The organism is Methanotorris igneus Kol 5 (assembly GCF_000214415.1).
GTDB lineage: Archaea > AGJL01 > Methanococci > Methanococcales > Methanococcaceae > Methanotorris > Methanotorris igneus.
Window position 1 is genome coordinate 617,783 of record NC_015562.1, and the last position, 26,146, is coordinate 643,928.

General features: G+C 33.2%; 29 protein-coding genes and 1 tRNA gene. 23 read left to right on the forward strand and 7 right to left on the reverse strand.

Features of this window, described 5'->3' with window-relative positions:
• Positions 1 to 4: 4 nt before the first annotated feature.
• The 5 genes from METIG_RS02980 to METIG_RS03000 all read left to right on the forward strand — a co-directional run bounded on the left by METIG_RS02980 (position 5) and on the right by METIG_RS03000 (position 3,681).
• Positions 5 to 667 carry a 2,5-diamino-6-(ribosylamino)-4(3H)-pyrimidinone 5'-phosphate reductase gene (locus tag METIG_RS02980; protein ID WP_013798766.1) on the forward strand — a complete coding sequence of 221 codons (663 nt, stop codon included), beginning with the start codon at positions 5 to 7 and terminating at the stop codon, positions 665 to 667.
• Positions 668 to 904: 237 nt separating this feature from the next.
• A complete protein-coding gene (locus METIG_RS02985) occupies positions 905 to 1,153 on the forward strand; it encodes a hypothetical protein (RefSeq protein WP_048055505.1) in 249 nt (82 codons plus the stop codon).
• Between the two features lie 19 nt (positions 1,154 to 1,172).
• Positions 1,173 to 1,802, forward strand: a complete 630-nt coding sequence (locus METIG_RS02990; RefSeq protein ID WP_013798767.1) for an IS607 family transposase — start codon at positions 1,173 to 1,175, stop codon at positions 1,800 to 1,802.
• Complete coding sequence (locus METIG_RS02995; RefSeq protein WP_013798768.1) at positions 1,792 to 3,072, forward strand: IS200/IS605 family accessory protein TnpB-related protein; 1,281 nt, start codon at positions 1,792 to 1,794, stop codon at positions 3,070 to 3,072. Before METIG_RS02990 ends, METIG_RS02995 begins: the two co-directional genes overlap by 11 nt.
• A 132-nt stretch (positions 3,073 to 3,204) precedes the next feature.
• Entirely contained in the window at positions 3,205 to 3,681 is a 477-nt protein-coding gene (locus METIG_RS03000) for an AAA family ATPase (protein WP_245527625.1), read from the forward strand.
• A 102-nt stretch (positions 3,682 to 3,783) separates the two neighbouring features.
• Here METIG_RS03000 and METIG_RS03005 read toward each other — a convergent pair.
• Positions 3,784 to 3,862 (reverse strand) — tRNA-Met (locus METIG_RS03005).
• Positions 3,863 to 4,022: 160 nt separating this feature from the next.
• Here METIG_RS03005 and tgtA point away from each other — a divergent pair.
• Both tgtA and METIG_RS03015 read left to right on the forward strand, forming a co-directional pair.
• Positions 4,023 to 5,978 (forward strand): tRNA guanosine(15) transglycosylase TgtA, encoded by a 1,956-nt coding sequence (gene tgtA / locus METIG_RS03010; RefSeq protein ID WP_013798769.1) that lies wholly within the window; start codon positions 4,023 to 4,025, stop codon positions 5,976 to 5,978.
• Positions 5,979 to 5,980: 2 nt separating this feature from the next.
• Positions 5,981 to 6,478: an MJ0936 family phosphodiesterase gene (locus tag METIG_RS03015; protein ID WP_013798770.1), complete on the forward strand. Its 498-nt coding sequence runs from the start codon at positions 5,981 to 5,983 to the stop codon at positions 6,476 to 6,478.
• A gap of 70 nt (positions 6,479 to 6,548) precedes the next feature.
• Here METIG_RS03015 and METIG_RS03020 read toward each other — a convergent pair whose 3' ends face one another.
• Positions 6,549 to 7,190 carry a cation transporter dimerization domain-containing protein gene (locus METIG_RS03020; RefSeq protein WP_245527626.1) on the reverse strand — a complete coding sequence of 214 codons (642 nt, stop codon included), beginning with the start codon at positions 7,188 to 7,190 and terminating at the stop codon, positions 6,549 to 6,551.
• A gap of 70 nt (positions 7,191 to 7,260) precedes the next feature.
• Here METIG_RS03020 and METIG_RS09630 point away from each other — a divergent pair, with 70 nt between their 5' ends.
• Positions 7,261 to 7,662, forward strand: a complete 402-nt coding sequence (locus METIG_RS09630) for a transposase (RefSeq protein ID WP_013798771.1) — start codon at positions 7,261 to 7,263, stop codon at positions 7,660 to 7,662.
• 95 nt (positions 7,663 to 7,757) lie between these two features.
• On the opposite strand, the gene METIG_RS03030 is transcribed toward METIG_RS09630, so the two are convergent.
• Entirely contained in the window at positions 7,758 to 8,756 is a 999-nt protein-coding gene (locus tag METIG_RS03030; protein WP_013798772.1) for an IS701 family transposase, read from the reverse strand.
• Between the two features lie 95 nt (positions 8,757 to 8,851).
• On the opposite strand from METIG_RS03030, the gene METIG_RS09220 reads away from it, so the two are divergent.
• Positions 8,852 to 9,307, forward strand: coding sequence for a transposase (locus tag METIG_RS09220; RefSeq protein ID WP_172632604.1), 456 nt, complete (start codon positions 8,852 to 8,854; stop codon positions 9,305 to 9,307).
• 22 nt (positions 9,308 to 9,329) lie between these two features.
• Here METIG_RS09220 and METIG_RS09525 read toward each other — a convergent pair whose 3' ends face one another.
• Complete coding sequence (locus tag METIG_RS09525) at positions 9,330 to 9,470, reverse strand: hypothetical protein (protein ID WP_172632605.1); 141 nt, start codon at positions 9,468 to 9,470, stop codon at positions 9,330 to 9,332.
• On the reverse strand, positions 9,463 to 9,666 hold the full coding sequence (locus tag METIG_RS03035; protein ID WP_013798321.1) for a hypothetical protein: 204 nt from the start codon (positions 9,664 to 9,666) through the stop codon (positions 9,463 to 9,465). The genes METIG_RS09525 and METIG_RS03035 overlap by 8 nt, the downstream gene beginning before the upstream one ends.
• A gap of 242 nt (positions 9,667 to 9,908) precedes the next feature.
• Here METIG_RS03035 and METIG_RS03040 point away from each other — a divergent pair, with 242 nt between their 5' ends.
• The 14 genes from METIG_RS03040 (at position 9,909) to METIG_RS03105 (ending at position 23,714) form a co-directional block, all read left to right on the forward strand.
• Positions 9,909 to 11,000 (forward strand): ATP-binding protein, encoded by a 1,092-nt coding sequence (locus tag METIG_RS03040; protein WP_013798773.1) that lies wholly within the window; start codon positions 9,909 to 9,911, stop codon positions 10,998 to 11,000.
• A gap of 365 nt (positions 11,001 to 11,365) precedes the next feature.
• Positions 11,366 to 11,947, forward strand: a complete 582-nt coding sequence (locus tag METIG_RS03045; protein WP_013798774.1) for a S26 family signal peptidase — start codon at positions 11,366 to 11,368, stop codon at positions 11,945 to 11,947.
• Positions 11,944 to 12,555, forward strand: coding sequence for a hypothetical protein (locus METIG_RS03050; RefSeq protein ID WP_013798775.1), 612 nt, complete (start codon positions 11,944 to 11,946; stop codon positions 12,553 to 12,555). Before METIG_RS03045 ends, METIG_RS03050 begins: the two co-directional genes overlap by 4 nt.
• A 112-nt stretch (positions 12,556 to 12,667) precedes the next feature.
• Positions 12,668 to 13,201, forward strand: coding sequence for a DUF531 domain-containing protein (locus tag METIG_RS03055; protein WP_048055507.1), 534 nt, complete (start codon positions 12,668 to 12,670; stop codon positions 13,199 to 13,201).
• Between the two features lie 177 nt (positions 13,202 to 13,378).
• The gene (ahaH, locus tag METIG_RS03060; protein ID WP_013798777.1) at positions 13,379 to 13,687 is read left to right on the forward strand and encodes an ATP synthase archaeal subunit H; all 309 of its coding nucleotides are present in this window, start codon (positions 13,379 to 13,381) and stop codon (positions 13,685 to 13,687) included.
• A gap of 78 nt (positions 13,688 to 13,765) precedes the next feature.
• Complete coding sequence (locus METIG_RS03065; RefSeq protein WP_172632606.1) at positions 13,766 to 15,823, forward strand: V-type ATP synthase subunit I; 2,058 nt, start codon at positions 13,766 to 13,768, stop codon at positions 15,821 to 15,823.
• Between the two features lie 141 nt (positions 15,824 to 15,964).
• Positions 15,965 to 16,633, forward strand: a complete 669-nt coding sequence (locus METIG_RS03070) for an ATP synthase subunit K (RefSeq protein ID WP_013798779.1) — start codon at positions 15,965 to 15,967, stop codon at positions 16,631 to 16,633.
• 99 nt (positions 16,634 to 16,732) lie between these two features.
• A complete protein-coding gene (locus METIG_RS03075; RefSeq protein ID WP_013798780.1) occupies positions 16,733 to 17,344 on the forward strand; it encodes a V-type proton ATPase subunit E in 612 nt (203 codons plus the stop codon).
• Between the two features lie 71 nt (positions 17,345 to 17,415).
• Complete coding sequence (locus METIG_RS03080) at positions 17,416 to 18,582, forward strand: V-type ATP synthase subunit C (protein ID WP_013798781.1); 1,167 nt, start codon at positions 17,416 to 17,418, stop codon at positions 18,580 to 18,582.
• A gap of 186 nt (positions 18,583 to 18,768) precedes the next feature.
• Positions 18,769 to 19,068, forward strand: a complete 300-nt coding sequence (locus METIG_RS03085; RefSeq protein WP_048055509.1) for a V-type ATP synthase subunit F — start codon at positions 18,769 to 18,771, stop codon at positions 19,066 to 19,068.
• Positions 19,069 to 19,105: 37 nt separating this feature from the next.
• Positions 19,106 to 20,872 carry an ATP synthase subunit A gene (locus METIG_RS03090; protein ID WP_013798783.1) on the forward strand — a complete coding sequence of 589 codons (1,767 nt, stop codon included), beginning with the start codon at positions 19,106 to 19,108 and terminating at the stop codon, positions 20,870 to 20,872.
• 98 nt (positions 20,873 to 20,970) lie between these two features.
• Positions 20,971 to 22,368 (forward strand): ATP synthase subunit B, encoded by a 1,398-nt coding sequence (locus METIG_RS03095; protein ID WP_013798784.1) that lies wholly within the window; start codon positions 20,971 to 20,973, stop codon positions 22,366 to 22,368.
• Positions 22,369 to 22,528: 160 nt separating this feature from the next.
• Entirely contained in the window at positions 22,529 to 23,179 is a 651-nt protein-coding gene (locus tag METIG_RS03100) for a V-type ATP synthase subunit D (RefSeq protein WP_013798785.1), read from the forward strand.
• A 157-nt stretch (positions 23,180 to 23,336) separates the two neighbouring features.
• The gene (locus tag METIG_RS03105) at positions 23,337 to 23,714 is read left to right on the forward strand and encodes a DUF22 domain-containing protein (protein ID WP_013798786.1); all 378 of its coding nucleotides are present in this window, start codon (positions 23,337 to 23,339) and stop codon (positions 23,712 to 23,714) included.
• 66 nt (positions 23,715 to 23,780) lie between these two features.
• Here the strand turns inward: METIG_RS03105 and trpE are convergent, their stop codons facing one another.
• Together trpE and METIG_RS03115 are read right to left on the reverse strand one after the other, a co-directional pair.
• Positions 23,781 to 25,214 (reverse strand): anthranilate synthase component I, encoded by a 1,434-nt coding sequence (gene trpE, locus METIG_RS03110; protein ID WP_013798787.1) that lies wholly within the window; start codon positions 25,212 to 25,214, stop codon positions 23,781 to 23,783.
• Between the two features lie 87 nt (positions 25,215 to 25,301).
• The gene (locus METIG_RS03115; protein ID WP_013798788.1) at positions 25,302 to 26,123 is read right to left on the reverse strand and encodes an ATP-grasp domain-containing protein; all 822 of its coding nucleotides are present in this window, start codon (positions 26,121 to 26,123) and stop codon (positions 25,302 to 25,304) included.
• Between the last annotated feature and the right edge of the window lie 23 nt (positions 26,124 to 26,146).

Here is a 26,146-nt window from a genome sequence, read left to right on the forward strand (position 1 = left end):
TAGGATGAAGCCATATGTAATCTCAAATGTAGGAATGACACTGGATGGGAAATTGGCAACAATAGCCAATGATTCAAGAATTTCAGGAGAAGAGGACTTAAAGAGAGTCCATCAAATTAGAAAGGAAGTTGATGGCATAATGGTTGGCATTGGGACGGTGCTAAAGGATGATCCAAGATTAACCGTCCATAAAATACCAGCAAAGAAAGAAGACAATCCAGTAAGGATTGTTGTCGACAGCAAGTTAAGAGTTCCTTTAAATGCGAGAGTTCTAAACAAAGATGCAAAAACAATAATTGCCACAACGGAGGAAATCAATGAAGAAAAAGAAGAAAAAATAAAAAAATTAACTGAAATGGGAGTTGAGGTAATAAAAGTTGGAAAGGGAAAGGTTGATTTGAGGAAACTCATGGAAGAACTCTACAAAAGGGGAATAAAGAAAATACTTTTAGAGGGGGGAGGAACTTTAAATTGGGGAATGTTTAAGGAGAATCTCGTTGATGAGGTTAGGGTTTTTATCGCTCCAAAGATATTCGGTGGAAAGGATGCTCCTACCTACGTAGATGGGGAAGGTTTTAAAACTGTTGATGAATGTGTCAAATTGGAATTGAAAAATTTCTACAGAATGGATGATGGCATTGTTTTGGAATTTAAAGTAAAGAAATAAAGAATAAATTTATTTTGCATTATTCTCGCCTGCAATAACCTTAACCGTTTTTGTAAGCTTTTTATACTTGTGATTAACATTGTTTACTATTATTTACACAAAAACCTACATAAAATTATTATATAGAACAAAATATAAAAAATATTTTACGTAGTCTCGCAAAACATTTATAAAATATCCTTAATATCAAAAACACTGTTAATTATTAAAAATTTTATTATCCCAACAAGAAATTTGGTGAGGTTAACAGGAAAGAATGAAGTTGATCGAGGAGTTATAGCAATAGACGAGGTTAACAATGCATTCTTAAAGATTAAAGAAAGTATAGACAGAACTATAGAAAAAATAAACAAAATAAAAGAAGATGCTCAAAGAGCAAGTGATAATATCCAAAAGGCTTTAAGAGACGTTCAAGATGTTGCTTCAATATCAGAAGAATTTGCTGCAACTGCCTTCCGAAACTGTTATATATTAGATGAGTGTTAGTTATTATTGGTGAGTAAGTATGAGTTTAGAAAGACTATATACGATGAAGGAAGCTTGTGAATTGTTGGGAGTTCATATAAAAACACTGCAAAGATGGGATAGAGAGGGAAAGATAAAGTGTGTTAGAACTGTGGGGGGAAAGAGGAGGGTTCCAGAGAGTGAAATAAAACGAATATTAGGAATTAAAGATAAAGAACAAAGAAAAATTATCGGCTATGCAAGGGTTTCATCTAACACACAAAAAGACGATTTAGAAAGGCAAATAGACGCGATAAAATCATACGCAAAAGATAGGGGCTGGAATATAGAGATATTAAAAGATGTTGGTAGTGGATTAAGCGAAAAAAGAAAAAACTACAGAAAACTTTTAAAAATGGTTATAAACCGGGAGGTTGAGAAAGTAATAATTGCCTATCCAGATAGATTGACAAGATTTGGCTTTGAAACATTAAAAGAATTCTTTAAATCTTACGGAACGGAGGTAATCGTTATTAATAAGAAATGTAAGGCTCCACAAGAAGAGTTAGTAGAAGATTTAATAACCGTTATTTCCCATTTCGCAGGAAAATTATACGGAAGGCGTTCTCACAAATATAAAAAACTTATAAAGACAGTTAAAGAAATTGTGGGCGAGAATAATGCAAAATAAAAACAAACTTCCATCCGAAATCGTATTAACTTACAAGATTAAACATAATTACGATTTAAAAAACTTGTTAGATGGATTTATGAGTACCTCTCAGAAAGCAGTTGATATTATCTGGGAAAATATCAACTGGAAAGAAAAACAAGTTAAACATCGATTTAAATCTAAAAATAAATACAAATACTACACAACCACCCGATTAATCCCAGAAATTCCAAAAGATAAGGATTTCAAAAGAGAACTAAGAAATTATTTACTAAATGGATGGAATTTTGCTTCTCATTATGTTGATGGGGCTATTAAAGTGGCTTATTCAACAATAGAGAGTTGGAAATCGAATTATTTAGATGGTAAAAGAAAAAGAAATAAACCGACATTTAAAAGACCTTTTGTTAGAGTTAAAAATACCCTAATAAAATACGATAAAGAAAATGGAACGATAAGGATAACGATAAAAGCGAGGAGAGAGTATTTAATCTTAGATATTAAAAATGAATGGTTTTTCGAAAAAATTAAAGGTTTTGACATTGGAGAGATAATATTAAAAGACAGTGAAGCATTAATAACCTTTAAAAAACCTTTAAATATATTTGATAAAAAAGTCGTTATCGGTGTAGATAGCAATCTAAAATCCTTAGATTTATTCCATCCAGAAGAAGGGTGGATTAGAATTGATTTATCTGAACTGCGTAGAATAAAGAATGTTTATGATGTTATTATCGATAAGTTAAAGTCGATTTATAAAAAAGCCCCAAAAAGAATTGGTATCTTGCTAAAAAAGTATTATAATAGAAGAAAAAATCGAGTTGAAGATTTTATTAACAAATTAACCTCCCAATTGTCAAAGCTTTTCCCAGATGCAATTTTTATCTTTGAAGATTTGGATAAGCTCAGTATGTATAAAAATTCGAAGTTTAACAGAGATTTGGATAGAACGAGTTGGAGAGAGATTGCAAAAAGGCTAAAATATAAGAGTATTGTTTTTTACGTTAATCCTCACTATACTTCAAAAACCTGTCCCGTATGCGGGAGTAAAATGGAGTCCCAAGAGGGACAGGTTGTAAAATGTGAAAAATGTGGAGTTTTCAATAGGCAGTTCGTCGGCTCTTTTAATATCTTTAAAAGAGGAGTTAAATTAGTTAAAAAACTCTTAGGCGGAGTTGGGGTTCTCCCGGAGCGAAGCGACGGGAACTTAAAAACCGTTAGGTTTTTATGTCCGTGGCTGGGGTGGAGGTCGATGATTTACTCTCCAATGAACCCAGAGGAGAGTTGAGACCGATGTCACCCAAGTCCATCGTGAGGGTTAATTTAAGCGGGAGTACTTTTATTCACATTTACTCCTAAATCCTCACGATGGATAGACCCCCGAGTAAAAATAGAACCTAACAAAATCCTATACTTTTCAATGAATGAGTTAAAACTTAACAACATTACATTAATGGATGCATTAAAATCATACTCAGAAATTTTTGGAGTTAATCTATACGATGAAAAAATAATCTTACTACTTGATGAGATCCAATATGAAAAACAGTGGGATTTGATTTTAAAAAATCTTTATGACACTACTAACATATTTGTAATAGCTACTGGTTCCTCAGCAGTAAAATTAAAAGAAAGTCCTGATTTAGCAAGGAAAACTTTGCATAAACCAATTTACCCAATGACATTTAGGGAATATATCTATCTAACACATAATATAAAAATTGAAAGCATATTTGAAGAAGTAATTTTAAATGGTAAGTTAGATAATTTTAAAAAACTATATGCTCGAGTTTATTCCCAAATTACAGAAGATGAGGTTAAGAAATATTTAAGAATTGGGTCTTTGCCTTTGCATTGGAAGGGGATGAATTGGATGTTTATGAAAAAATATATTTAGATATATTCTGCTTTTTCAAATAATATTGCAGTGTTTTTTAAAATAGTTTACATTAAATTTATAGAACTAAATTAATCAATAAACTAAAATAAAAAATAAATATGGTAGCGGGGGGTGGATTTGAACCACCGATCTCCGGGTTATGAGCCCGGCGGGATAGGCCTGGCTACCCTACCCCGCTTCTCTCAAAACGCATGCGTAATTAAGGATAGTTCTTTTAATATATATATTTTTTGGTTTTGTTTTAATATGTGACACAACCCACAATATCAATAATACAATAAAATAATAAAGAAAGTTTAATAATAATTTAAACCACAACGTAATGTGATGGTGGAATGATGTTTGAGATAAAAGATAGAGATGCGATGGGAAGGATTGGAAAATTAAAAATAAATGGTCATAAAATAGAAACACCTACAATAATGCCTGTAGTTCATCCAAATCCAAAAAAGCAAGTTGTGCCAATTGAACTAATAAAAAAATTAACAGACATTATAATAACAAACTCATACATAACTTATTCAACACCAAAATTAAGAGAAATTGCAGAAGAAAAGGGAATCCATGAGTTAGTTGGATTTGATAAGGTTGTAGTCACAGATAGCGGTTCTTTTCAGTTGAGTGTTTATGGGGATATTGATGTTGAACCATTGGAGATAGTAGAGTTCCAAGAGAAAATAGGCGTTGACGTTGGAACTATATTGGATATCCCAACCCCACCTGATGTCGAAAGGGAGAGGGCAGAGAAAGAGTTAGAGGAAACATTAAGGAGGGCAAAAGCATCAATTGAATTAAAAAAAGAGAAAAACTTTAAGTTGTTGTTAAATGGAACTATTCAGGGCTCTACGTATTTAGATTTGAGGAGAAAAAGTGCGGAGGAAATGGGAAAATTAGATTTTGATATTTACCCAATAGGGGCTGTTGTCCCACTAATGGAGGAGTATAGGTATAGGGATGTTGCAGAGATTATAATCAATGCAAAAATGTGCCTTCCTACAAATAAGCCAATTCATTTATTTGGTTGTGGACACCCTATGGCATTTGCTTTGGCAGTTGCGTTAGGGTGTGATTTGTTTGATTCTGCTGCCTATGCATTGTATGCAAAGGAGGGGAGGTATTTAACTGAGAGAGGGACTTTGCATTTAGAAAATTTAAAGGATTTGGATAGATTCCCATGTTCATGCCCAGTTTGTTCCACCTACAAACCAAAAGAGATTTACAGAATGGATAAAAAGCAGAGAACAAGATTATTGGCAGAACATAACCTATATGTAACCTTTGAGGAAATAAGTAGGATAAAAAATGCTATAAAAGAGGGAAGTTTGTGGGAGTTGGTTGAGGAGAGGTGCAGATGTCATCCAAAGTTGTTAGATGCGTTGAGGGTTGTTAGGAAATACATGGATTTCATTGAAAGATTCGACCCTGTGACAAAAAAATCTGCCTTCTTCTACAGTGGGTATGAGAGTCTATTTAGGCCTGAGGTTTTGAGGCATAAAAAGAGGTTATCACGTCTAAAGTTTGACAAAATTTACATAACAACGGTATCGAAAAGAGTTGAAAAGCCATATAGTGAAAATTTAAATCTTATCCACTCTGATGTGGACGTTTTGGTTATTGATGATGTCTTTGGACTGGTGCCATTGTATATAGATACTTTCTACCCATTAGCACAAAGTGAAGTTCCAGACCTGTTTGAATTTGAGAAGGAGTATAATAAACCATTTGTAAAAGAATTTATTGAAAAATATAAGGATAAAATTTTGGATATTACCACATACAACTACTACATCAACTACTACAACTCAGAGGCAAATAAAAATAAGATAAATCCTGATGCACTTAGGATTAAGAAAATGCTTCAATACCAATACGGATATGACATTATTGATGATGGGTTGATGAAAAAAATAACAATAAAGAGGAGCAAGACCACTGGAAGGATTAGATATGTGATGTTAGATGGCAAAACATTGTTCTCAATTAGGTCTTATGACAATCTTTTGATCCCAACAGAGGAAGGGGCAAGATTATTACATAAAAAGATACCATATCCAAAATATAGGGTTGTTGTAGATAGAGAGGTTGAAGAATTTGCAAGGGAAGGAAAGTCCGTCTATGCAAAGTTCGTTGTTGATTGTGATGAAGAGTTGAGGCCTTATGAGGAGGTTTTGGTGGTTAATGAGGATGATGAATTGTTGGCATTTGGAACAACATTATTAAATGGAAAGGAACTTATGGAATTTAATTATGGTATTGCTGTTGATGTAAGAAAAGGGATAAAAAAGGAGGGATAGATATGAAGATTGGTATTATGTCAGATACACACGACTATCTACCAAACATAAGAAAGGCAATAGAAATTTTTAATGATGAGGGTGTGGATTTAGTCATTCATTGTGGGGATTTTGTCTCATTGTTTGTTATAAAGGAATTTAAAAACTTGAAGGCAAAGGTTATAGCAACTTATGGAAACAACGATGGGGAGAGATGTAAATTAAAAGAATGGTTAAAAGATGTTAATGAAGAAAATATTATTGATGACTATGTTTCCTTTGAAGTTGATGGATTAAAGTTCTTTGTTATGCATGGAACAAACAAAGAAGTTTTGGATGCAATTATTGCCTCAAAGAAGTATGATGTTGTCATATATGGGCACACTCATGAGAGGGTATTTAATGAAAAAGATGGGGTCTTAATAATAAATCCTGGGGAATGTTGTGGTTATTTAACTGGAAAAGCAACCATTGGAATTTTTGACACAAAAACAAAAGAATATGAAGAAATTGAACTGTAAGTTTGCAATAATTTGCTTGTAATATTTTAATTTTATTTTTTGCCCTATTTTTTATCTTATTTTGTTGATTTTACCAATTTGCTCCATTACTGTTTTTTGAACACTCTAAGAATTCGTTAATCGCTTCTTCTACGGTGTTTTTATCTGTTTTCACTACCCTCGCATATTTATTTCTCAATGCGTTGTAAGATCCCATCCCAATATCTTTCACAATCACAACATCAACATCATTGTCTATTAAAAAGTTGGCTGTTTCAATGCCCTTTTTCCTTTCCAAATCCTTGGCAGGATTTTCTTTTATAAATGAACCCACTATTTTTCCATCAGATATATCAACAAACATAAAATAAGGAGAAAACGCAAATTTCTTGTTTATTTTTGATTTAAATTTATCCTTATCTATACTTTCTATTGGAATAGCAATTCTAAGTTTTTTCTTTTTAATTGGGTCGATATGGATGGTTATTGAGTCCACATTTTTAATGTTTTCTTTTATTTTACTTTCAACGTCATCAGAAATTTTGTGGGCTTCTTTAAATGATAAGTTTTCATCAACTTCAATATGCATTTCACAAAACATAAATGGCCCAGCTTTCCTTGCTTTTAGTTGATGCACACCTTCAACACCTCTAACGTTCAACACTGTCTTTCTAATCTCCTCTGCGACCTCCTCATCACAAAAATCCATCAACATTAAAATATCCGTCTTCATTAAATTTATCCCTACGCTCATCTTCGTTTAGGATTACATATATAAATGATAAACTTAATATTGTAATCTTATGAGCGTCGAGGTATATAAATTATTCATACCAAAGGATGAAGAATGTATTGAAGTTATAAGAAGGGTTCGATGGGGTAATGGATATATTTGTCCATACTGTGGTTCGAAAGATGTTGTTTTAAAAGGTAAAGAAAGACGCAAACCCTACATCCAAAGATACAGATGTAACTCGTGTAAAAGACACTTCAACGATTTAACTGGAACGATATTTGCTAAAAAACGAATAACTTTGGGAGAAATGTTTTATATAGCCAAAAATTTAGGAAACTCCTCAATCAATCAAATGTCTAAGGAATTGGGAAGAGATTATAGAACAGTTCATTCGTTTGCAAAAGAAATTATGGAGTTATCTGAAAAGGACAATCTTTTAAAAAAATTACTGGAAAAGAATTGGAGATAGATGAATTCTACGTTAATGCTGGAGATAAAGGCATTAAAAAAGAAAATAGTCGAAAAAGAGGTCTAAATAGGACTTTCGCAAATACATTTAAATACTTAGATTAACAATAAACCAGCTTCTTTACATAAAGAGATTATAGCATTCCCAACGGCTATTCGGTTTAGTTCTCTTCTAAACTCATACCAAGTAATCTTTTTATCAATTCTAATCCTCTCTAAAATAAAAAAAGCTCTCATGGCTAACGAGATGTGTCCTAATACTGGAAGTCTCTTTCTAACGAAGAAATTTCCGATATTGCAGCACTGTTTAACCCCTCTGTGGAATTCTTCGATTCTCCAAGAGGCGTTTCTGACCTCTTGGAATTCTTCGAAATCCATAAATAGGTTATTCGTTATATAATATACTGCCTTTCCGTTTTTGGAAAGGCAGAAGAGTTTGACATAGCCCACTTTCCTTAGATAAACGATTAAGCCGCTCTTAGGAATTTCTCCAAGTTCTTTAATCGAAATCCACTCTCCGTTTTTGGAGAGTTTTATCTTCCTATTTCTTTTAATCCTGCAGAGGTAAAATAAACCGAACTTATCTATGAGTTTTAAGTTTTCTTTGCTTGAATACCAACTATCAAAGCAGATATATCGAATATTTAAGCCTTTCTCCACCAAAGATGATATTATTTCTCTGCATAAATCGTTCTTTGTCTTTCCATCTCTTTGTTTATCATAGACTCTAAAATCGATTGGAATGATGTTTTTTCCATTTGTAACAATGCAATCAACGATATGTATGCCTTTAACTACTCGTTTGTGTAGGTTACTCCAACAATAATAGGTAAACTCTGTTGATTTGGAGTAAATTTTGTCTATAACAAAGTCGTCTATAACGATAATGTTATAGTCGGGAATGATAAAATCTCTAACATAGCTAAATAGTCTCTCTTGAGGAGAAATTCCTTCATCCCAAAGAATTCGATTTATAGTATCGTGGGATATGTTTATTCCGAAAATACGCAACGTTTTTGATAGCTCTACACACGAATTAACCTCTGAAAGTAATATAAAAAGCATGTAAACGATAGACCCCATCTTTTTTAGCATATTATCCCAAAACAATTTTTGTTATTCAAAATAATAGTATAGGATTGCAATAGATATATTTAATTTAGTGATTATAATTAAATATTCGAATATACTTGCGAAAGTTCTATCTAAAAAGAAAAGGCAGAGGTACGTATAAAAGTGAAAGGCCTCCAATAATAACCCTATATAATCGAACGGACAAAAGAGTACTTACCTCCGTTGAAACGAATTTAAGCAAGACCAAAATTTGGAAAATGATTAGCGAGGTTAATTCAGACGATTTAATTGTTAATACAGACGAATATACCATTTACGAAAATTTAGAATCTCATCCAAAAGTATTTAAACATTTGACAGTTAATCATGCATCGAAAGAATACTCTAACGGCATCTCCCACGTTAATAACTGCGAATGCTTCCATTCGATAATCAAACCCCATTTAAGAAAACATCGAGGCATTAGTCGAAGAAATCTCCACTTATATGTAAGCTTCTATACATTTATCTATAACTATAAATCGAACTGGTTCTCTAAATTACTATCGCTTATATTATGTAATGATACTTGAAGATGAGCGATTAAGTTTATCATTATATATATGTAATCCTAAACGAAGATGAGCGTAGAGTTTTTAAGTTGTAAATTGCTAATATTTGTGCGGTTATAACCGATAACATACAGAAAACGTATTTTTTCTTAAAACCTTTTACATTTGTCCAGAATCTATTCATAATCTGGTTTTTTATAATACTTCTTTAAATATCTCACTAATTCCCTCGTATAATATAATCCTTTTAAAACCCCATAAGCTAATAATCTCAACTTCAATACTAAATCATAACCCTTAGGTCCCCTACGTTTTGGTTGTTCGATTTTATCAGTAAGATATTTATCTATCAAAGTTATAACTATCTTAACGGCGTCCATGGGTATTCACCATTCGATTTTTATCACTTTTTGTATTCTATTTTTAACTCACCATATTTAAATTTTTTAATTATGCACCACCCTCAATAACACAATTATTTCAAATTTTAAGAGAGAATAATTATTTGGAAATTCATTAATTATAAATAAATTAAAAAATTCCGCACACGACTATAATCAAAATCATTAAAAAGTAAGAAATCTACAAAATAAATTAGGTAAAAATCTAATTTGGTGTTAGTATGAAGTTTTTTAATAGGGAAAAGGAAACTCACAGAATTTTATCAATTATAAAAGGGGAACCAAGATTAATACACTTTATTTATGGCCCACTAAATTCTGGAAAATCAACTTTAATGAGAGAAATTCTTGCCAATAGGTTAGATAAATCAAAATATATACCATTCTTTATTGATTTCAGGACAAGAAATATTCTAAACGTTGATAACTTCATCGAATGTCTTTTTGAAGTGGACGAAAAATCGAAAATAGATAATTTTAGAGAGTATGCTAAATCATTAGCTGACTTGTTAGTTAAGAGTTCTGAAGAAGTATCTTCTTATTACTTGGGAATGCCAATAAAAATTCCAAAACCGTTTTTTGAAAAAATTTTTAATAAAAAGGATAAATCAGGGGATGTTTATCAATATGTTGAATATTTGTTTGCTAAATTAAATGAAAAAGGAAAAACTCCTATACTAATATTTGATGAATTACAAATGATTAGAAAAGTAACATTAAATGGGAACAGGTTATTATTGTGGAGTTTATTCCAATTTTTAGTATCTTTAACTAAAGTCCAACATCTCTGCCATGTTTTCTGCTTAAGTTCGGATAGTTTGTTTATTGAGTATGTTTATAATATTGGAGAGTTGGAAAATAGAGCCGATTACATCTTAGTAGATGATTTTGATAAACAAACAGCAATAAAATTTATTGATTTTTTAGCAAAGGAGTATAATATTAACCTGTCTAATAAGGATAAAGAATTAATCTACTCCTATGTTGGTGGTAAGCCAATTTTAATAGAGGTCGTTATTGATAGGTTAAGATATGAAAAATTAGGTGAAATTTTAAATTCAATGCTTAGAGATGAAATACAAAAACTAAAATACTTCTTGGAGGACGTTAAAGAGGAAGATGAAGAGTTTTATAAGAAAATAGTTGATGCATTAAGGATATTTAAAGAAGATTATGAAGTTGAAGATATGGAAATACCTAAAAAAATTAGAGAGTTTTTGATTAAAAAGAATATTTTATTCTTAAATCCACAAAAAGGAACTTTAAAACCACAATCATACTTAGTTTGGAAATCAATAAAAAGAGTTTTATAAACCAATAATGACGATATATCGTTTTTCATATTATTTTTCGAACAAAAATTGATTATGGTGAGAGTATTCTCAAAATTAAAAAATTTTGTTTTGTTTAATGGATTATGTGTATCCTTACACCACCTAATAACCGTAGATTTAGAAATTTTAATACCTTTCTCAACATCTATCTTTTTAACTATTTGAGAATAACTAATATTCTGTTTTCTGAGTGATTTAATGTAATCTATAAGTTCTAATATCTCATTTTGGGAAAGTTCCTTAATATTAAGCATAATTATCAACAAAAATTTTTCAATAACAAAAAATATATAACAAATATATAACAATTGATATAAAAGTATCTGTTTGCTTTGCAATAATAGATAACATCAAAAGGTGAGATTATAAATAAAAAAGACATCATTGAGTGGGTAGTATTTTTACTCGTTCTTTTTTTAGTTTGGAGCCATGTAAATGTTGTTGTGTCTAATAGTATGTATCCAATTATGGAAAGAGGGGATTTGGTAGTTGTGGAGAATGCACATTTTGAATTTGACCCAAATAATTTAAATGTTGGAGATATTGTTGTTTATAATGCCCACTGGCCTCTATACCAATACAATGAAGTTAAAGGATATATAAGTGTGGATAATAAATCATTTTTTGTATTTGAGGGGGATAAAACAAAACCCGTCATTCATAGAATTATTGAAAAGTTGAATATTGATAATAAAACTTACTATGTTGTAAAGGGAGACAACAACCCAACTTACGACCCCGAATTAGTTTCTCCATCACAAATAAGGCAAAAAGTTGTAACAATTAATGGAAAACCTCTTGTTATACCATATATTGGCTACTTGTCAATATGGTTAAAGAGCCATGTTTATTTGGTGATAATATTACTAATAATACTGTATCTTTACGACCACTTCCGTGCAAAAAATGAAGGGGAGAAAGAATGATGAAGAAGTTTATTATATTTGGAATAATGTGTTTATTAGTTTCCTCATGCTTATGCATAGAGCAAAGAAATAATTATAAAATTAGCAATGATGACTTATTAAAATACTCGAAAACATTAAAAACAGAGATTAATGGAGTTTCCGTTGAGATTCCATTGAGATGCACAATAAATGATGCAATGAAAACAAAACTTGTTAATACATCAGATAAAGAGATAAAAGAATACTACTTAACAAAACCAATTATCTATTTGGAATATAACTTGTCCCTGTCCCAAAAAGATGGTGGAGTTTCCATAATGGATTTGGTAGGTAAGTTGATTTGGTTGAATAACTTTTATCCACACAAAATGGTAATTCCAATAAATGTATCGGAGAACATAACTGCAAAAGTCATTTTGAATAATAAGGAGGGTTATACTACATTCACACCTTCTGAAATTGAGATGATAAAAAATAGCAATAAAACCATGATTATAAAAGTAATAAAAACCAACAACAACGCAACTATAACAAAAATAAAAAACACTTTTATAATTGAAGGAAATTCCCTATATGCATTGGACATGGCAGAGAGTAGGTTTATCATTGCTATTTGCAACAACTAACTTTTTATTTTTAATGCTTTTTTTATACTTTTATTACTTAATAATGAAAGTTAGTATGTTACTAATTATATACGTTATTTTTTGTTTTTTATTAATTTTAAAGGTGATTTTTATGCAAAAGAAGAGTTTAAAACGAATGACTCTGATATTGTATAATTCCTATGACAAAAATAGGTGGCATGAAGCACATAAGAGAGCAATTGCAAGGGCTGCCCCCATCTGTTATGCATTTGATTGTAATCTTGCGATTATGGAGTTCCCATGTAAAAAAGAAGATATTTTATCAATAGAAACAACAATTGGAAATTCTGGGGAATACTTGCATAAGTTAATTGAAAAAAATAGGTTTTTGATTATTGATAAATATCTACCTCAGTTGGGCATACCAATAGTAGCAACATCAAAACCAGACAAAAAGAAGGCAATAACACCAATGGATGTTGTTAATTTGCTAACAAAAAAGCCATGTGGCATTTTAGTGGGGCTTGGAAGACATGGATTACCAAAAGATATTGTAAAGATGGGGGAGTATCACTTAGACATTACTGGAAAAGGAGTTTCCCTTGAAACTTGCACTGCAATAGCGACCATTCCAGCAGTAATCTCAACTTATATAAATGCCAAATTTGGCTATCAACAACAATAATAGTGACATTAGCCTAACTATAAGCTATTTTGTAATTTGCTGACTATTAAATTAATTTCGAGTATTTTTAAGTTCCTAAATTATTAATGATAAATAATGACAAATAATTGCAAATAATAAAGTTTATATATGAATTGAATTTGAATAATCTATCAATTTTCAAAAGGAGGTATCCTTGTGATTGCCGTAGATGCTATTAAACAAATAAAGCAGGTAGAAGAAGACGCAATAAAAGAGATAGAGGATGCTAAAAAGAGAGCAGAAGAGATAAAATTAGAAGCGATAGAAAAAGGTAAAGAGTTAATTAAGAAAGCAGAAGAAGAAGCTCAAGCAAAAGTTGAAGAACTCATCAAAAATGCAGAAGAAGATGCTAAAAAAGAAGCAGAAGAAATCATTTCAAAAGCTAAGGCAGATATTAAAGATATAGTTTCAGTTGCAAAGGTTAAGGTATTATCCCTCAAATTAGAAGAAATCATTGAATTTTAAATTGTTTATTATGTTATAGTGGTGGATCTACAAAGCCCTATCCTAAAAGTTTCGTTTAAAATTTTAAAGGTGGTTTTAGTGAGACCCGCAAGAATGAACAAAATAAGAGCGGTGATTTTAGATGAAAAGATGGATAGTGTTATAAGGAATCTTCATGAAAGTGGATTAGTAGAACTTTATGACATGAGTGCAAAACTTGAGAGTCCAGAGTGGAGGGCATTCTTAGCTCCAGCAACGTCAGCAGAGTACACAAGACAAATAGCAACATTGATGATAAAGATTGGGAGAATCATTGACTTATTCAAAAGTGTAAAAGAAGAAGAAAAAACCAGTATTAAAGAATTGTTGAACCCACAACCTCCAAAGAAGAAGAAAATGTCATTCTCATCAGCAGAGGAAGCAATTTCCTATGCAGAGAAAGTTTTGAGTGATGTTGATAGGGAGGTTAGTGAACCTTCAGCAAAATTGACAAAATTGGAAAACAGGAAGAACGAATTGAACTTGTTAAAAGAACAAGTAAAATACTTACAGGACTTTGATGTTGATTTGAAATGTCTTGGAGTTGGTGAGTTTGTATATATTGTATCTGGATTAATCTCAAAAGATAAATTAAGTGAATTAGAAAAATCCTTAGATGATGTTACAGATGGATACTGTGAAATTGTTAAGGGCAATGTTGTTGTAAGTGAAAATGAAGAAAAAGTTCCAGTAATTATTGCAGTGTTAAAAGAGTATATGGACAATGTTGGGGCAGAGTTAAGAAAACTTGGGTTTGAAAGGTTTGAAATAAGCAATGTTGAAGGAACACCAAAAGAACTTCTCTCAAAAATTAATCAAGAACTCAACAACATTACAAGTGAAATAGAAAACATCACCAGTCAATTAAGAAAACTTGCTGAAAAATGGGAAGAAGAATTACTTGCAGTTTATGAGGTATTGGAAATTGAGAAAGAAAGAGGGGATGCATACTCCTTATGTGGAAGAACAGAAAGAACTTATGTTCTTGAAGCATGGGTACCTCAAAAGTATGCTGAGAAGGCAAAGGAAATTATCGAAAATGCAGCAGATGGATATGCATTTGTTGAAATTGCAGAACCAGATGAACCAGAAGAGAAGATACCTGTTTTATTAGACAATCCAAAACCAATAAAGCCATTTGAAATACTTACAGAAATGTTCGCTCCACCAAAATACAATGAAGTTGACCCAACATTGTTAATTGTCCCAGGATTCTTGATGTTTTATGGTATAATGCTTACAGATGCTGTATATGGTTTCTTATTAACATTGGTTGGATTGTTCTTATGGAAAAAAATGGGTAAAGTTAGCGAAGGAGCTTACAATTTAGGTTACATATTAACATTGGCAGGTATCGCAACAGTCATCGCTGGTTTGGTAACTGGAGGTTACTTAGGGGACTTCTTATATCAGTTCCTTGGATTTGACGTATACAAATCAGGTTTGGCATTAGTAAACCCATTGGGAGAGAGTGCATACATAAGTGAAGCAAACCCATTGTTCAAGATGGGTAATATAACAGTCAACAATGGTCCAATGGCAATATTGATATTCTCCATAGTTGTTGGTATATTGCATTTGTTCATTGGATTGCTCGTTGGATTCCTTGAAAACATCAAAAGAGGAAACAAAAAAGATGCAATATTAAACCAAGGACTTTGGTTGTTCTTGATATTGGCTATTGTAGTTGGAGTTGCAATAGGCAATCTAACCATCATTGGAGCAGCTGTTGTATTGGTAATATTGGTATGTATGGCAAAAGGATTTATGAATGGAGGAATAATGGACGCTCTCCTTGGAGCAATGGATATAACAGGATTCTTGGGTAACGTCCTCTCTTACGCAAGGCTTCTGGCGTTGTGTCTTGCTACTGGTGGTTTAGCAATGGCTGTTAACATTATGGCAAAACTTCTCTGGGATAGTGTCCCAGCAGTTGGTATAATATTGGCAATATTGATGCTATTATTAGGACACACATTCAACTTCGTAATGAACGGTTTAGGTTCCTTCATCCACTCACTGAGGTTGCACTACGTAGAGTTCTTTGGTCAGTTCTATGAAGGTGGAGGTAAGAAATTCACGCCATTTAAGGCAAAGAGGGAGTTTACCACTCCATAATCAAACTTTAAATATCTAAATGAAACCTTTAAAAAAGGTTTCATCCAAATCGGATGCACTACCTCGCTTCGCTCGGTAGTGCCTCTCATCTAATATCTTTAATCCAAAAATTTATTCAACTAAAAAATTGAGGTGATAAGAATGGTATTTGAGAATCCATTAATCTTAGGGGCAATTGGAGCAGGTTTAGCAGTTGGTATTGCTGGTTTAGGTTCTGGTATTGGTGCAGGTATAACTGGAGCAAGTGGTGCAGGTGTTGTTGCAGAAGACCCAAATAAATTCGGTACCGCTATAGTCTTCCAAGCACTTCCACAGACACAAGGTTTGTATGGATTCTTAGTTGCAATCTTAATATTGTTCGTCTTTACTAGTGCTCCTGCATGGGCAATGCTCGCAGCTGGTATAGGTACAGGATTAGCTGGACTCTCAGCTATTGGGCAGGGAATTGCATCAGCAGCAGGTTTGGGAGCAGTTGCTGAAGACGACAGCATCTTTGGTAAGGCAATGGTCTTCTCAGTCCTTCCAGAGACACAGGCAATTTATGGTTTATTAGTCGCAATCTTGTTATTAGTTGGAGTCTTCAGTGGTCCTGGAGTACAAGAAATTGCTGCACTTGGTGCTGGTTTGGCAGTTGGTTTCGCAGGTCTCTCTGGTATTGGGCAGGGTATTACTGCTGCTGGAGCTATTGGTGCAACAGCAAGAGACCCAGATGCTATGGGTAAAGGGCTTGTTTTAGCAGTTATGCCAGAGACATTCGCAATCTTTGGTTTGTTGATCGCAATCTTAATCATGCTTGGAATAATGTTCTAAATTAACTCTTAAATGATAGGGATAAAGGTTTTCAAATATTCAAATAAATTCTTTAAATTTCCTTTAAATTTTTTCAATTAAACATTTTTAGGTGAAAGGATGGGTGTAGAAAAAATCACATCCAAAATTTTGGATGATGCAAAAAAGAAGGCGGATGAAATAATTAAAAAAGCAGAAGAGGAAGCAAACGTTATTTTAAAGAATGCAGAGGAAGAAGCTGAAAAAAGAAAAAATGCAATATTGAAGAAGGGAGAAAAAGAAGCAGAAATGACAAGAAACAGAATAATTGCAGAGGCTAAATTAACAGCAAAAAGAATGATCTTAGAAGAAAAAGAGAACATTATAAAAGCGGCAATAGATAAATTGAGAGAAGATTTAGTAAAACTCCCAGAAAAACCAGAATACAAGGAAATATTAGCAAAAATGATTAAAAATGGGGCTATTTCTCTTGGTGGAGGAGAGTTAATTGTCCAATTAAATGAAAGAGATATGGGATTAGTTGAGGACGAAGTTCTTTGGAAGTTAGAAAAAGAGATAGAAGAATCTACAGGAAGGGTTACTATATTGAAGAAAGGAGAACCTGTAAAAATCATTGGTGGATGTATAATAAGCACAGCAGACGGATCAAAGATTTTAAACAACAGTTTGGAGGCAGTATTCGAGAGAGACATGGAAAATATAAGAGCAAAAGTTACAGAGATATTATTCTAAGGTGGTATAATGCATAGAAAAGTATTTGCATGCAGCCACAAGGCTGCCTCCGGAGTTGAGGGGTGGTTCCAATGGATATAACGGCGATAGCCCAATTTATGAATATGCCCTTTGATACATTTATGATACTGTTAATATTGGCGAGCATTGTTATATTTTTGGTTATAATTGTATACATATTGAAGTATGTCATTGATTTAGCTCCATTTGCATACACCAACGCGAGAATTAGAAGTATGGAAGCAAGGTTATTGAGTGAAGATAAGTTAAACGAATTAATTGAAGCTGGAGGAATAAATGAATTGATTGGATTTTTAGATGACACTGAATATGGGCCATACATTAGCGAAGTGATGAATGAATTAAATGACCCGATTGCAATTGAAAAGGCATTAAATATGCATCTTGCAGATGTTTATCAAACATTATCAAATATCTCCCCAGATGAAGCAAAGAAAACATTAAACTTATTGGCAAAAAAATTTGACATAAAAAACATAAAGACATTATTGAGAGCAAAATTCGTTGGTTTAAATGAGGAAGAAACATTTAAATTGCTCATACCTTTAGGAACCATCCCCGTTAATAAGTTAAGGGAGTTAAGTGAAACAAAAAGTGTAGATGAGGTAGTAAGTGGTTTAGAAGGCACAGAATATGCTCCTGTATTGAGTGAGGCATTGGCAAAATTCGAGCAAACAGGAAACTTGTTGCCACTTGAATTGGCATTGGATAAATATTTACTTGAAAAATTGTGGAAAACAGTTGGCATTGAAGGTAAAGAAAAAGATCTCTTCAAAGAATTTGTTGGAAGAATGGTCGATATTGAAAGTATAAAGGTAATATTAAGAGGAAAAGCTGACAAATTGCCATCAGACGTGCTCTCAGAGTATCTTGTAAACATTGGATATGAACTTGCACCTTGGAAGTTGAAAGAATTGGCTGATGCTGATAGTATTGAAGGTGTTGTAAGTTCATTGGAAGGAACAGTATATGCTCAAATATTAGCAGATGCAATGGAAGAATACGAAAAAACAAAATCAGTCTATGCATTTGAAAAAGCACTTGACAAATATCTTGTTGAATTAGGTAAAAAGTTATCATTAAGAAAACCATTTGGAGTAGGACCAATCATTGGATTCATTACTGCAAAAGAGTTGGAAATTAGAAACTTGAAGATAATAATAAAAGGAAAACTTGAGAATCTTCCACCAAACCAAATAAGAACATTAATTGCCTAATTGAAGCGAAGTACCCTATCCTGTTTGGATGAAATCGAACCGTAAGGTTCGAGCTGCAAAACCGAAGGTTTTGCTTAACCTTTTTAAAGGTTTCATTGAGAATCTTCCACCAAACCAAATTAGGGCTCTAATTGCATAAATTTCTTAAATATTCCCTCATAGTAAAAAATTATAAAAGTGATGAAAATGAAAATTGGTGTTGTTGGAGATAGAGATACTGCCATTGGATTTAGATTGGCAGGTTTAGTTGATGTTTATGAAGTTAATAATAAAGAAGAAGCCGCAAAGGCAATAAAAGAACTCGCTGAAAGGGAAGATATCGGATTAATAATAACAACTGAAAGAATTGGTGAAGAGATTAGGGATGTTATCAATTCAGTAGAAAAAGTTGTTGTGGAAATTCCAGATAAGAACGGTCCAATCGTTAGAGAGCACGACCCAATAAGAACCCTTGTAAGAAAAGCAGTTGGTGTAGATATGAAATAAAAATAAAAAGTAAAAATTGTTTGGCTGAGGTGAAAATATGGTCGTTGGAAAGATTATTAAAATTGCAGGACCTGTTGTCGTTGCTGAAGGTATGAAAGGAGCTCAAATGTATGAGGTCGTTAAAGTAGGAGAAGAAAAATTAACAGGAGAAATTATCCAATTGCAAGGAGATAAGGCAGTTATTCAGGTTTATGAGGAAACAACAGGTATAAAACCAGGTGAGCCAGTAGAGGGGACAGGGGCTCCATTGTCGGTAGAACTTGGACCAGGAATGTTAAAGGCAATGTACGATGGTATTCAAAGACCATTAACAGCAATTGAAGATAAAACTGGTTCAATTTTCATTCCAAGAGGAGTCGATGTCCCAGCATTGCCAAGGGATATAAAATGGGAATTCACACCTACTGTAAAAGTTGGGGACTATGTTGAAGAAGGAGATATCATTGGAACTGTTCCAGAAACCCCATCAATCGTCCACAAAATAATGGTTCCAATTGGAATAAAAGGAAAAATAAAAGAAATAAAAGAAGGTAAGTTCACTGTTGAAGAAACTGTTGCTATTGTTGAGACAGAAGACGGAGAAGAAAAAGAATTAACATTAATGCAAAAATGGCCTGTTAGAAAACCAAGACCATACAAAGAAAAACTTCCACCAGTTATTCCATTAATCACAGGGCAAAGAGTTGAAGATACATTCTTCGGTTTGGCAAAAGGGGGTACCGCAGCAATTCCTGGACCATTCGGTTCTGGAAAAACAGTTACACAGCACCAGTTAGCAAAATGGGCTGATGCTGACGTTGTAGTTTACATTGGATGTGGAGAAAGAGGAAACGAGATGACAGAGGTTATTGAAGAGTTCCCACACTTAGAAGATATCAAAACAGGAAACAAATTGATGGACAGAACTGTATTGATTGCAAACACATCAAACATGCCTGTTGCTGCAAGGGAAGCATCTGTTTATACAGGAATTACAATAGCAGAGTACTTCAGAGATATGGGGTATGGGGTTCTCTTAACAGCTGATTCAACATCAAGATGGGCAGAGGCAATGAGGGAAATCTCTGGTAGATTGGAGGAGATGCCAGGGGAAGAAGGTTATCCAGCATATCTTGCATCAAGATTGGCTCAGTTCTATGAGAGGGCAGGAAGAGTTATAACATTAGGACAAGATAACAGACAAGGATTCGTTTGTATTGTAGGGGCGGTTTCACCACCAGGTGGGGACTTCTCAGAACCTGTTACATCAAACACATTGAGGATTGTTAAAGTATTCTGGGCATTAGATGCAAACTTAGCAAGAAGAAGACACTTCCCAGCAATCAACTGGTTGCAAAGTTACTCATTGTATGTTGATGACATTGCAGATTGGTGGAGGGAAAACACTGGAGAAGATTGGAAGGAGTTAAGAGATGAGGCAATGAACCTCTTGCAGAAAGAGGCAGAGTTGCAAGAGATTGTCCAATTAGTTGGTCCTGATGCATTGCCAGACAGAGAAAGAGTTATCTTAGAAGTTGCAAGAATGCTCAGAGAGGACTTCTTACAACAAGATGCATTCCACGAAATCGATACATACTGTCCACCAATGAAACAATACTTGATGTTAAAGACCATTATGACATTCTATAACAAGGCATTAGAGGCAGTTTCAAAAGGAGTTGACCCAGCAGACATAATGAAAGTTTCAGTTAAAGGAGATATTGCAAGAATGAAATACATTCCACATGATGAATTCATAAACAAAAAAGCAAAAGAGATTATGGATAAAATTGAGGCAGAAATGAATGCTTTAATCAAAAAATAAAAAATAAATGGTAAAATAAAGATTTGATAATACTTTTAAATCATTCTTCAAAAATTTCTTTCAAAAAATTTTCAACAAACTCATAGAGGAGGGTTACCATGGCAGCGGCAGAAAAAACTGTCGAATACACATCAGTTTCAAGAATTGCAGGTCCATTGTTAGTTGTTGAAGGAGTTAAAGGAGCTGCTTACGGAGAAATTGTTGAAGTCATCTGTCCAGATGGAGAAAAGAGAACAGGGCAAGTTTTAGAGGCAAGAGATGACCTTGCTATTGTTCAGGTATTTGAAGGAACAACAGGATTAAGCACAAACCAAACAAAAGTAAGATTTACAGGAGAAACTGCAAAAATTGGAGTATCAATGGAAATGCTTGGTAGAATATTCAACGGTGCAGGTAAACCAATCGATGGTGGTCCAGAAATTATTCCAGAAAAGAAATTGGACATTAACGGTTACCCATTAAACCCAGTTTCAAGAAAATACCCAAGTGACTTCATTCAAACCGGTATCTCAACAATTGACGGTATGAACACACTCGTTAGAGGGCAAAAATTGCCTATCTTCTCAGGTTCTGGTTTACCACACAACCAACTTGCTGCTCAAATTGCAAGACAGGCAAAAGTTAGAGGAGAAGGAGAGCAATTCGCAGTCGTCTTCGCTGCAATGGGTATTACTAACGAAGAGGCAAACTACTTTATGGAAGAGTTCAGAAAAACAGGGGCATTAGAAAAAGCAGTTGTCTTCATTAACCTTGCAGATGACCCAGCAATTGAGAGGATATTAACACCAAGAATCGCTTTAACAGTTGCAGAGTACTTAGCTTATGAGAAAGACATGCACGTTCTCGTTATCTTAACAGATATGACCAACTACTGTGAGGCATTGAGGGAAATTGCTGCAGCAAGAAATGAGGTTCCTGGAAGAAGAGGTTATCCAGGTTACATGTATACTGACTTAGCAACATTGTATGAAAGAGCAGGAAGAGTTAAAGGAAGAAAAGGGACAATTACACAAATCCCAATCTTAACAATGCCTCACGACGATATAACCCACCCAATCCCAGACTTGACTGGATATATTACAGAGGGGCAGATTGTTCTTTCAAGAGAGTTACACAGAAAAGGTATCTACCCACCAGTTGATGTCTTGCCATCATTATCAAGGTTGATGGGTAGCGGTATTGGAGAAGGAAAAACAAGAGAAGATCACTCAAAAGTTATCAACCAGGTCTATGCTGCATATGCAGAAGGTAGAAGCTTGAGGGACTTAGTTGCTGTTGTTGGGGAAGAGGCATTAACTGACAGAGATAGAGCATACTTGAAATTCGCTGACGAGTTTGAGAAGAGATTCGTCATGCAAGGAAAAGATGAAGACAGATCAATTGAAGAAACACTTGACTTAGCATGGGAATTATTAGCAATCTTGCCAGAAGAAGAATTGAAGAGAATCCCAGACGAGTTAATTAAGAAATACCATCCAAAATACAGAAAAAAATAATCCTGCCTAACTAAATTTCTTTTTCTTTAAGGGAGCTAAAATTAATTTTTATGTTTGTTTTGTTGACATGGGGGAGTAGTTACATAAAATTAAGCTAAGAGGATACTTCACAAATTAGGATCTTTTTAAAATGTTTCATTATAATTTTTGAGGGATAGTTATGCAACAGGTAAACCCAACAAGGATGGAATTGTTAAAACTGAAAAACAAAATTAAACTTGCTCAGAAAGGACACAAGTTGTTGAAGCAAAAGAGGGATGCTCTTATTATGGAATTCTTTGATATTATTGAGCAAGCATCAGGTATAAGAGAGAAAGTAAATAAATGCCTTGAAAAGGCATACCAAGATTTGATAATGGCTCAGGCAGTTATGGGTATTTTGTCAGTTAAAGAGGCATCCTTCGCAGCAAAAAATGATAAAATTAATTTAGATGTGGATACAAGAAACATTATGGGTGTTACCGTTCCTGTGTTTGAGATTGAAAATGTTAGGAGAAATGTCTCAGAAAGAGGATACAGCATCTACAACACATGTGCAAAGTTGGATGAGGCAGCAAAGGCTTTTGAGGAAGCACTGGAATTAATTGTTGAACTTGCTGAAATAGAGACCTCAATAAAATTGCTTGCAGAGGAGATAATCACAACAAAAAGAAGAGTTAATGCTCTTGAATATGTCATCATTCCAAAGTTAGAAGAAACCAAAAAATACATATCTATGCGATTAGATGAAATGGAAAGAGAAAACTTCTTCAGATTGAAACTTATTAAGTCAAGAATTGAAAGAAGAGAAAGTGGAGAGAAAGTTGCTTAAAACCTCTCGAGACTTATAAGCAAAGTGGAGGATACATCTGTATTTCATATTGAAGCAAAGTTTTTAGAACTTTCTTAAGTTTAATTTAGGAAAAATAACTTTAATTAATTTTATTTAATTTAATTTTGATTTTTTATGAGAATTTTGGGTGGTAATTATGTTTAGAATCCTTGGAAGAGTAGGAAAAATAGAACATGACATAGAAGAGACTAAAAAATATCACTACGACTTCAAATTTAAGGAAGGGGGCAAAATTGTTCCAATAGTTGCAGATGAAACTGTTGAATTCAAACAGGGGGATGCAAAATCAATAAAAATAAAAGAGATAAAAATACCTCCAAAGCATTTGGTCTTAATATGTTCATATGCAAGACACAGAGTGGGTCATGTTATTGCAATGGGAGAAGAGTTTCCAGTACCAGTTGAGATGGAAAGATCTGCTGATAGGGCGATGTTTATTGCAGGGATTGATGGAACTGTGAGTAAAGATGATTTGATTGGAATGGCGTTGTTAATACCTATTGAGACTATGTAAAAATTTCCTTTATTTATCATTAAATTTTATTTTTTATAAAAAATATATATTGAATATTTGGGAAATTTATTTTTTTATGGATTTTATTGTACTTACCATAGCCATACCTTTTTTCTCAGTTTCTTCCCACTCTTTCTCCGGAACGCTATCTGCCACAATTCCAGCTCCAACTTGGATATATCCTTTATCGTTTACAACCTCAATAGTCCTTATTGTTATTGCTAAGTCCATTAAGTCATCCCATCCGAAGTAACCAATTCCCCCACCATAAGCCCCTCTGTACGTTTTCTCTAATTCTTCAATAATTTCCATTGCCCTAACTTTTGGAGCCCCACTTAATGTTCCTGCTGGGAATGTTGCTTTAACTGCTAAGAAGGAATCGTAATTATCCTTTAACTCCCCGATAACATTACTCACTATATGCTGAACGTGGGAATATTTTTCAATTACCATAAATTCATCAACCTCTACAGTGCCAAATTTCGAGACCTTACCGACATCGTTCCTTGCCAAATCAACAAGCATAACATGCTCTGCTCTTTCTTTTTCATCATTTAGAAGTATTTCTTCAAGTTTTTTATCTTCTTCCTCCGTCTTCCCTCTTCCGATTGTTCCAGCAATAGGTCTTGAAATTATATATCTCTTCCCATCCCTAATATCTGTTTTAACTAAGATTTCTGGTGAAGAGCCAATTAATTTCCTCTCTCCAAAATCCAAATAGTACATATATGGGGATGGGTTAATTTCTCTCAACCTCTTATAAATTTCAAATAAATCATAACCCCTTAAATCAACATCCATCCTTCTTGACAAAACTACTTGAAATATATCCCCAGCATAGATATATTCTTTTGCTTTTCTAACAGCATCTTCAAATTCTTCTTTTTCAAAGTTGGATTTTATCTCTATATTGTCATTGTTTTCATTGTTGTTCTCTTCTGTTGCGTTTGGTCTCTCATCTACTTTTTTTGCATTTTCTAAGATACCTTCAAGTTTTTCTATTCCTTCCCTGCTATCTGATATTAAGTTTATGGTTTTTTCTTTCAAATCAAATGATATAAAATCCTTAACAATAAAAAACTCTGCATCTGGGAAGTTTAAGTCATTTACAGGTCTTGGCTGGATTTTGTCTAAATCTATCCAATATCTCACAATATCATAAGCCAAATATCCAACAAGGCCTCCTTTAAATCTCAAATGAGATGGAATTTCCTTAACATGTTTTAAATGTTTTAAATATTCGTTTCTCACTTCTCTCAAAGCATCCAATGGACAGTTATATTTGCCTTCTAAGTGCTTTACTTTCTCCCCAAATTCAGTAAATGGAGTAATCTTTAACTTTCCATTTCTGAACTCTATTTTACCCTCTGCTTTTCCTAATATTGAATACCTCGCTATTTTTGGAACACCCTCAGCAGATTCTAACAAAAATGTGTTCTCTCCAATAATGCTTTTATATACATTTAATGGTGAAACTTCCATCTTTATTTTTTTGATCATAATTTCCCCTGAGTCTTTTCTTTTTCTATATGCAAATCAATTAAGCAAACCTAACTGCAGAAGAACTATAATTATTATCCAAATTATTTACTTCTTTATCCTACTAATACAAAAATCAACGATTGCATTGGGCACATCAACAAATTTCATCATCCCTCTAAATTGAGGAGTTATGTTCATTTCTAATATGTAAGATTTATCTCTACAAACCAAAACATCAACACCAACAATATCAGCCCCTACTTTCTCAACACATTTTAAAATTAATTCTTCTGTCTCATTATCTAACTTAAACTCCCTAACATCCGCCCCAAGAGAAAAGTTTGCCCTCCAGTCATTTTTTGGTATCCTCTCCATAACCCCGATAATATCATCGCCAACAACAAATGCTCTGACATCATTCTCATATTTTACAAACTCCTGGATAAAGATTTCTCTGTTGTGGAATTTAAGGAGTTCGACAATATTCTTTAACTCCTCCCTGCTATTTACTTTTACAACACCATTTCCATAACCGCCATATATTGGTTTGATAACTATTGGAAAATCCATCTTATTTTTTTCCATGGCATTTAGAATCTTCTCAAAGTTATTTGTGTATGTTAAAAATGATTTTGGCATGTATTTTTTTAATTTTAGATAGGTTAGATATTTATTTTGGCATGTATATACTGTTTCTGAGTTATTTATGACATTTAGTCCTTCACTTTCAAAAAACTTCAGTGCATATATTCCCTCAAATAAATAATCCCTTTCAACCCTTGATAGAATTAAATCGTAATGATAATTTTCAATGCCGTTAATAATCTCCCTACTATCAACAAAATCTACCTTCAAATTTCTCTTTTTAAATGCCTCCAAAATTAGTTCATTCTCCAATGTCTTTTTATGTGCGAGGAGTCCAATCATACTCATCCTCATAAAAATCATTA

Coding starts and splice junctions, on each gene's coding strand:
- METIG_RS02980 (WP_013798766.1), top strand. CDS start 5: ATGAAGCCATATGTAATCTCAAATGTAGGAATGACACTGGATGGGAAA.
- METIG_RS02990 (WP_013798767.1), top strand. CDS start 1,173: ATGAGTTTAGAAAGACTATATACGATGAAGGAAGCTTGTGAATTGTTG.
- METIG_RS02995 (WP_013798768.1), top strand. CDS start 1,792: ATGCAAAATAAAAACAAACTTCCATCCGAAATCGTATTAACTTACAAG.
- METIG_RS03000 (WP_245527625.1), top strand. CDS start 3,205: ATGAATGAGTTAAAACTTAACAACATTACATTAATGGATGCATTAAAA.
- tgtA (WP_013798769.1), top strand. CDS start 4,023: ATGTTTGAGATAAAAGATAGAGATGCGATGGGAAGGATTGGAAAATTA.
- METIG_RS03015 (WP_013798770.1), top strand. CDS start 5,981: ATGAAGATTGGTATTATGTCAGATACACACGACTATCTACCAAACATA.
- METIG_RS03020 (WP_245527626.1), bottom strand. CDS start 7,190: ATGAAGACGGATATTTTAATGTTGATGGATTTTTGTGATGAGGAGGTC.
- METIG_RS09630 (WP_013798771.1), top strand. CDS start 7,261: ATGAGCGTCGAGGTATATAAATTATTCATACCAAAGGATGAAGAATGT.
- METIG_RS03030 (WP_013798772.1), bottom strand. CDS start 8,756: ATGCTAAAAAAGATGGGGTCTATCGTTTACATGCTTTTTATATTACTT.
- METIG_RS09525 (WP_172632605.1), bottom strand. CDS start 9,470: ATGAATAGATTCTGGACAAATGTAAAAGGTTTTAAGAAAAAATACGTT.
- METIG_RS03035 (WP_013798321.1), bottom strand. CDS start 9,666: ATGGACGCCGTTAAGATAGTTATAACTTTGATAGATAAATATCTTACT.
- METIG_RS03040 (WP_013798773.1), top strand. CDS start 9,909: ATGAAGTTTTTTAATAGGGAAAAGGAAACTCACAGAATTTTATCAATT.
- METIG_RS03050 (WP_013798775.1), top strand. CDS start 11,944: ATGATGAAGAAGTTTATTATATTTGGAATAATGTGTTTATTAGTTTCC.
- METIG_RS03055 (WP_048055507.1), top strand. CDS start 12,668: ATGCAAAAGAAGAGTTTAAAACGAATGACTCTGATATTGTATAATTCC.
- METIG_RS03070 (WP_013798779.1), top strand. CDS start 15,965: ATGGTATTTGAGAATCCATTAATCTTAGGGGCAATTGGAGCAGGTTTA.
- METIG_RS03075 (WP_013798780.1), top strand. CDS start 16,733: ATGGGTGTAGAAAAAATCACATCCAAAATTTTGGATGATGCAAAAAAG.
- METIG_RS03080 (WP_013798781.1), top strand. CDS start 17,416: ATGGATATAACGGCGATAGCCCAATTTATGAATATGCCCTTTGATACA.
- METIG_RS03085 (WP_048055509.1), top strand. CDS start 18,769: ATGAAAATTGGTGTTGTTGGAGATAGAGATACTGCCATTGGATTTAGA.
- METIG_RS03090 (WP_013798783.1), top strand. CDS start 19,106: ATGGTCGTTGGAAAGATTATTAAAATTGCAGGACCTGTTGTCGTTGCT.
- METIG_RS03095 (WP_013798784.1), top strand. CDS start 20,971: ATGGCAGCGGCAGAAAAAACTGTCGAATACACATCAGTTTCAAGAATT.
- METIG_RS03100 (WP_013798785.1), top strand. CDS start 22,529: ATGCAACAGGTAAACCCAACAAGGATGGAATTGTTAAAACTGAAAAAC.
- METIG_RS03105 (WP_013798786.1), top strand. CDS start 23,337: ATGTTTAGAATCCTTGGAAGAGTAGGAAAAATAGAACATGACATAGAA.
- trpE (WP_013798787.1), bottom strand. CDS start 25,214: ATGATCAAAAAAATAAAGATGGAAGTTTCACCATTAAATGTATATAAA.
- METIG_RS03115 (WP_013798788.1), bottom strand. CDS start 26,123: ATGATTGGACTCCTCGCACATAAAAAGACATTGGAGAATGAACTAATT.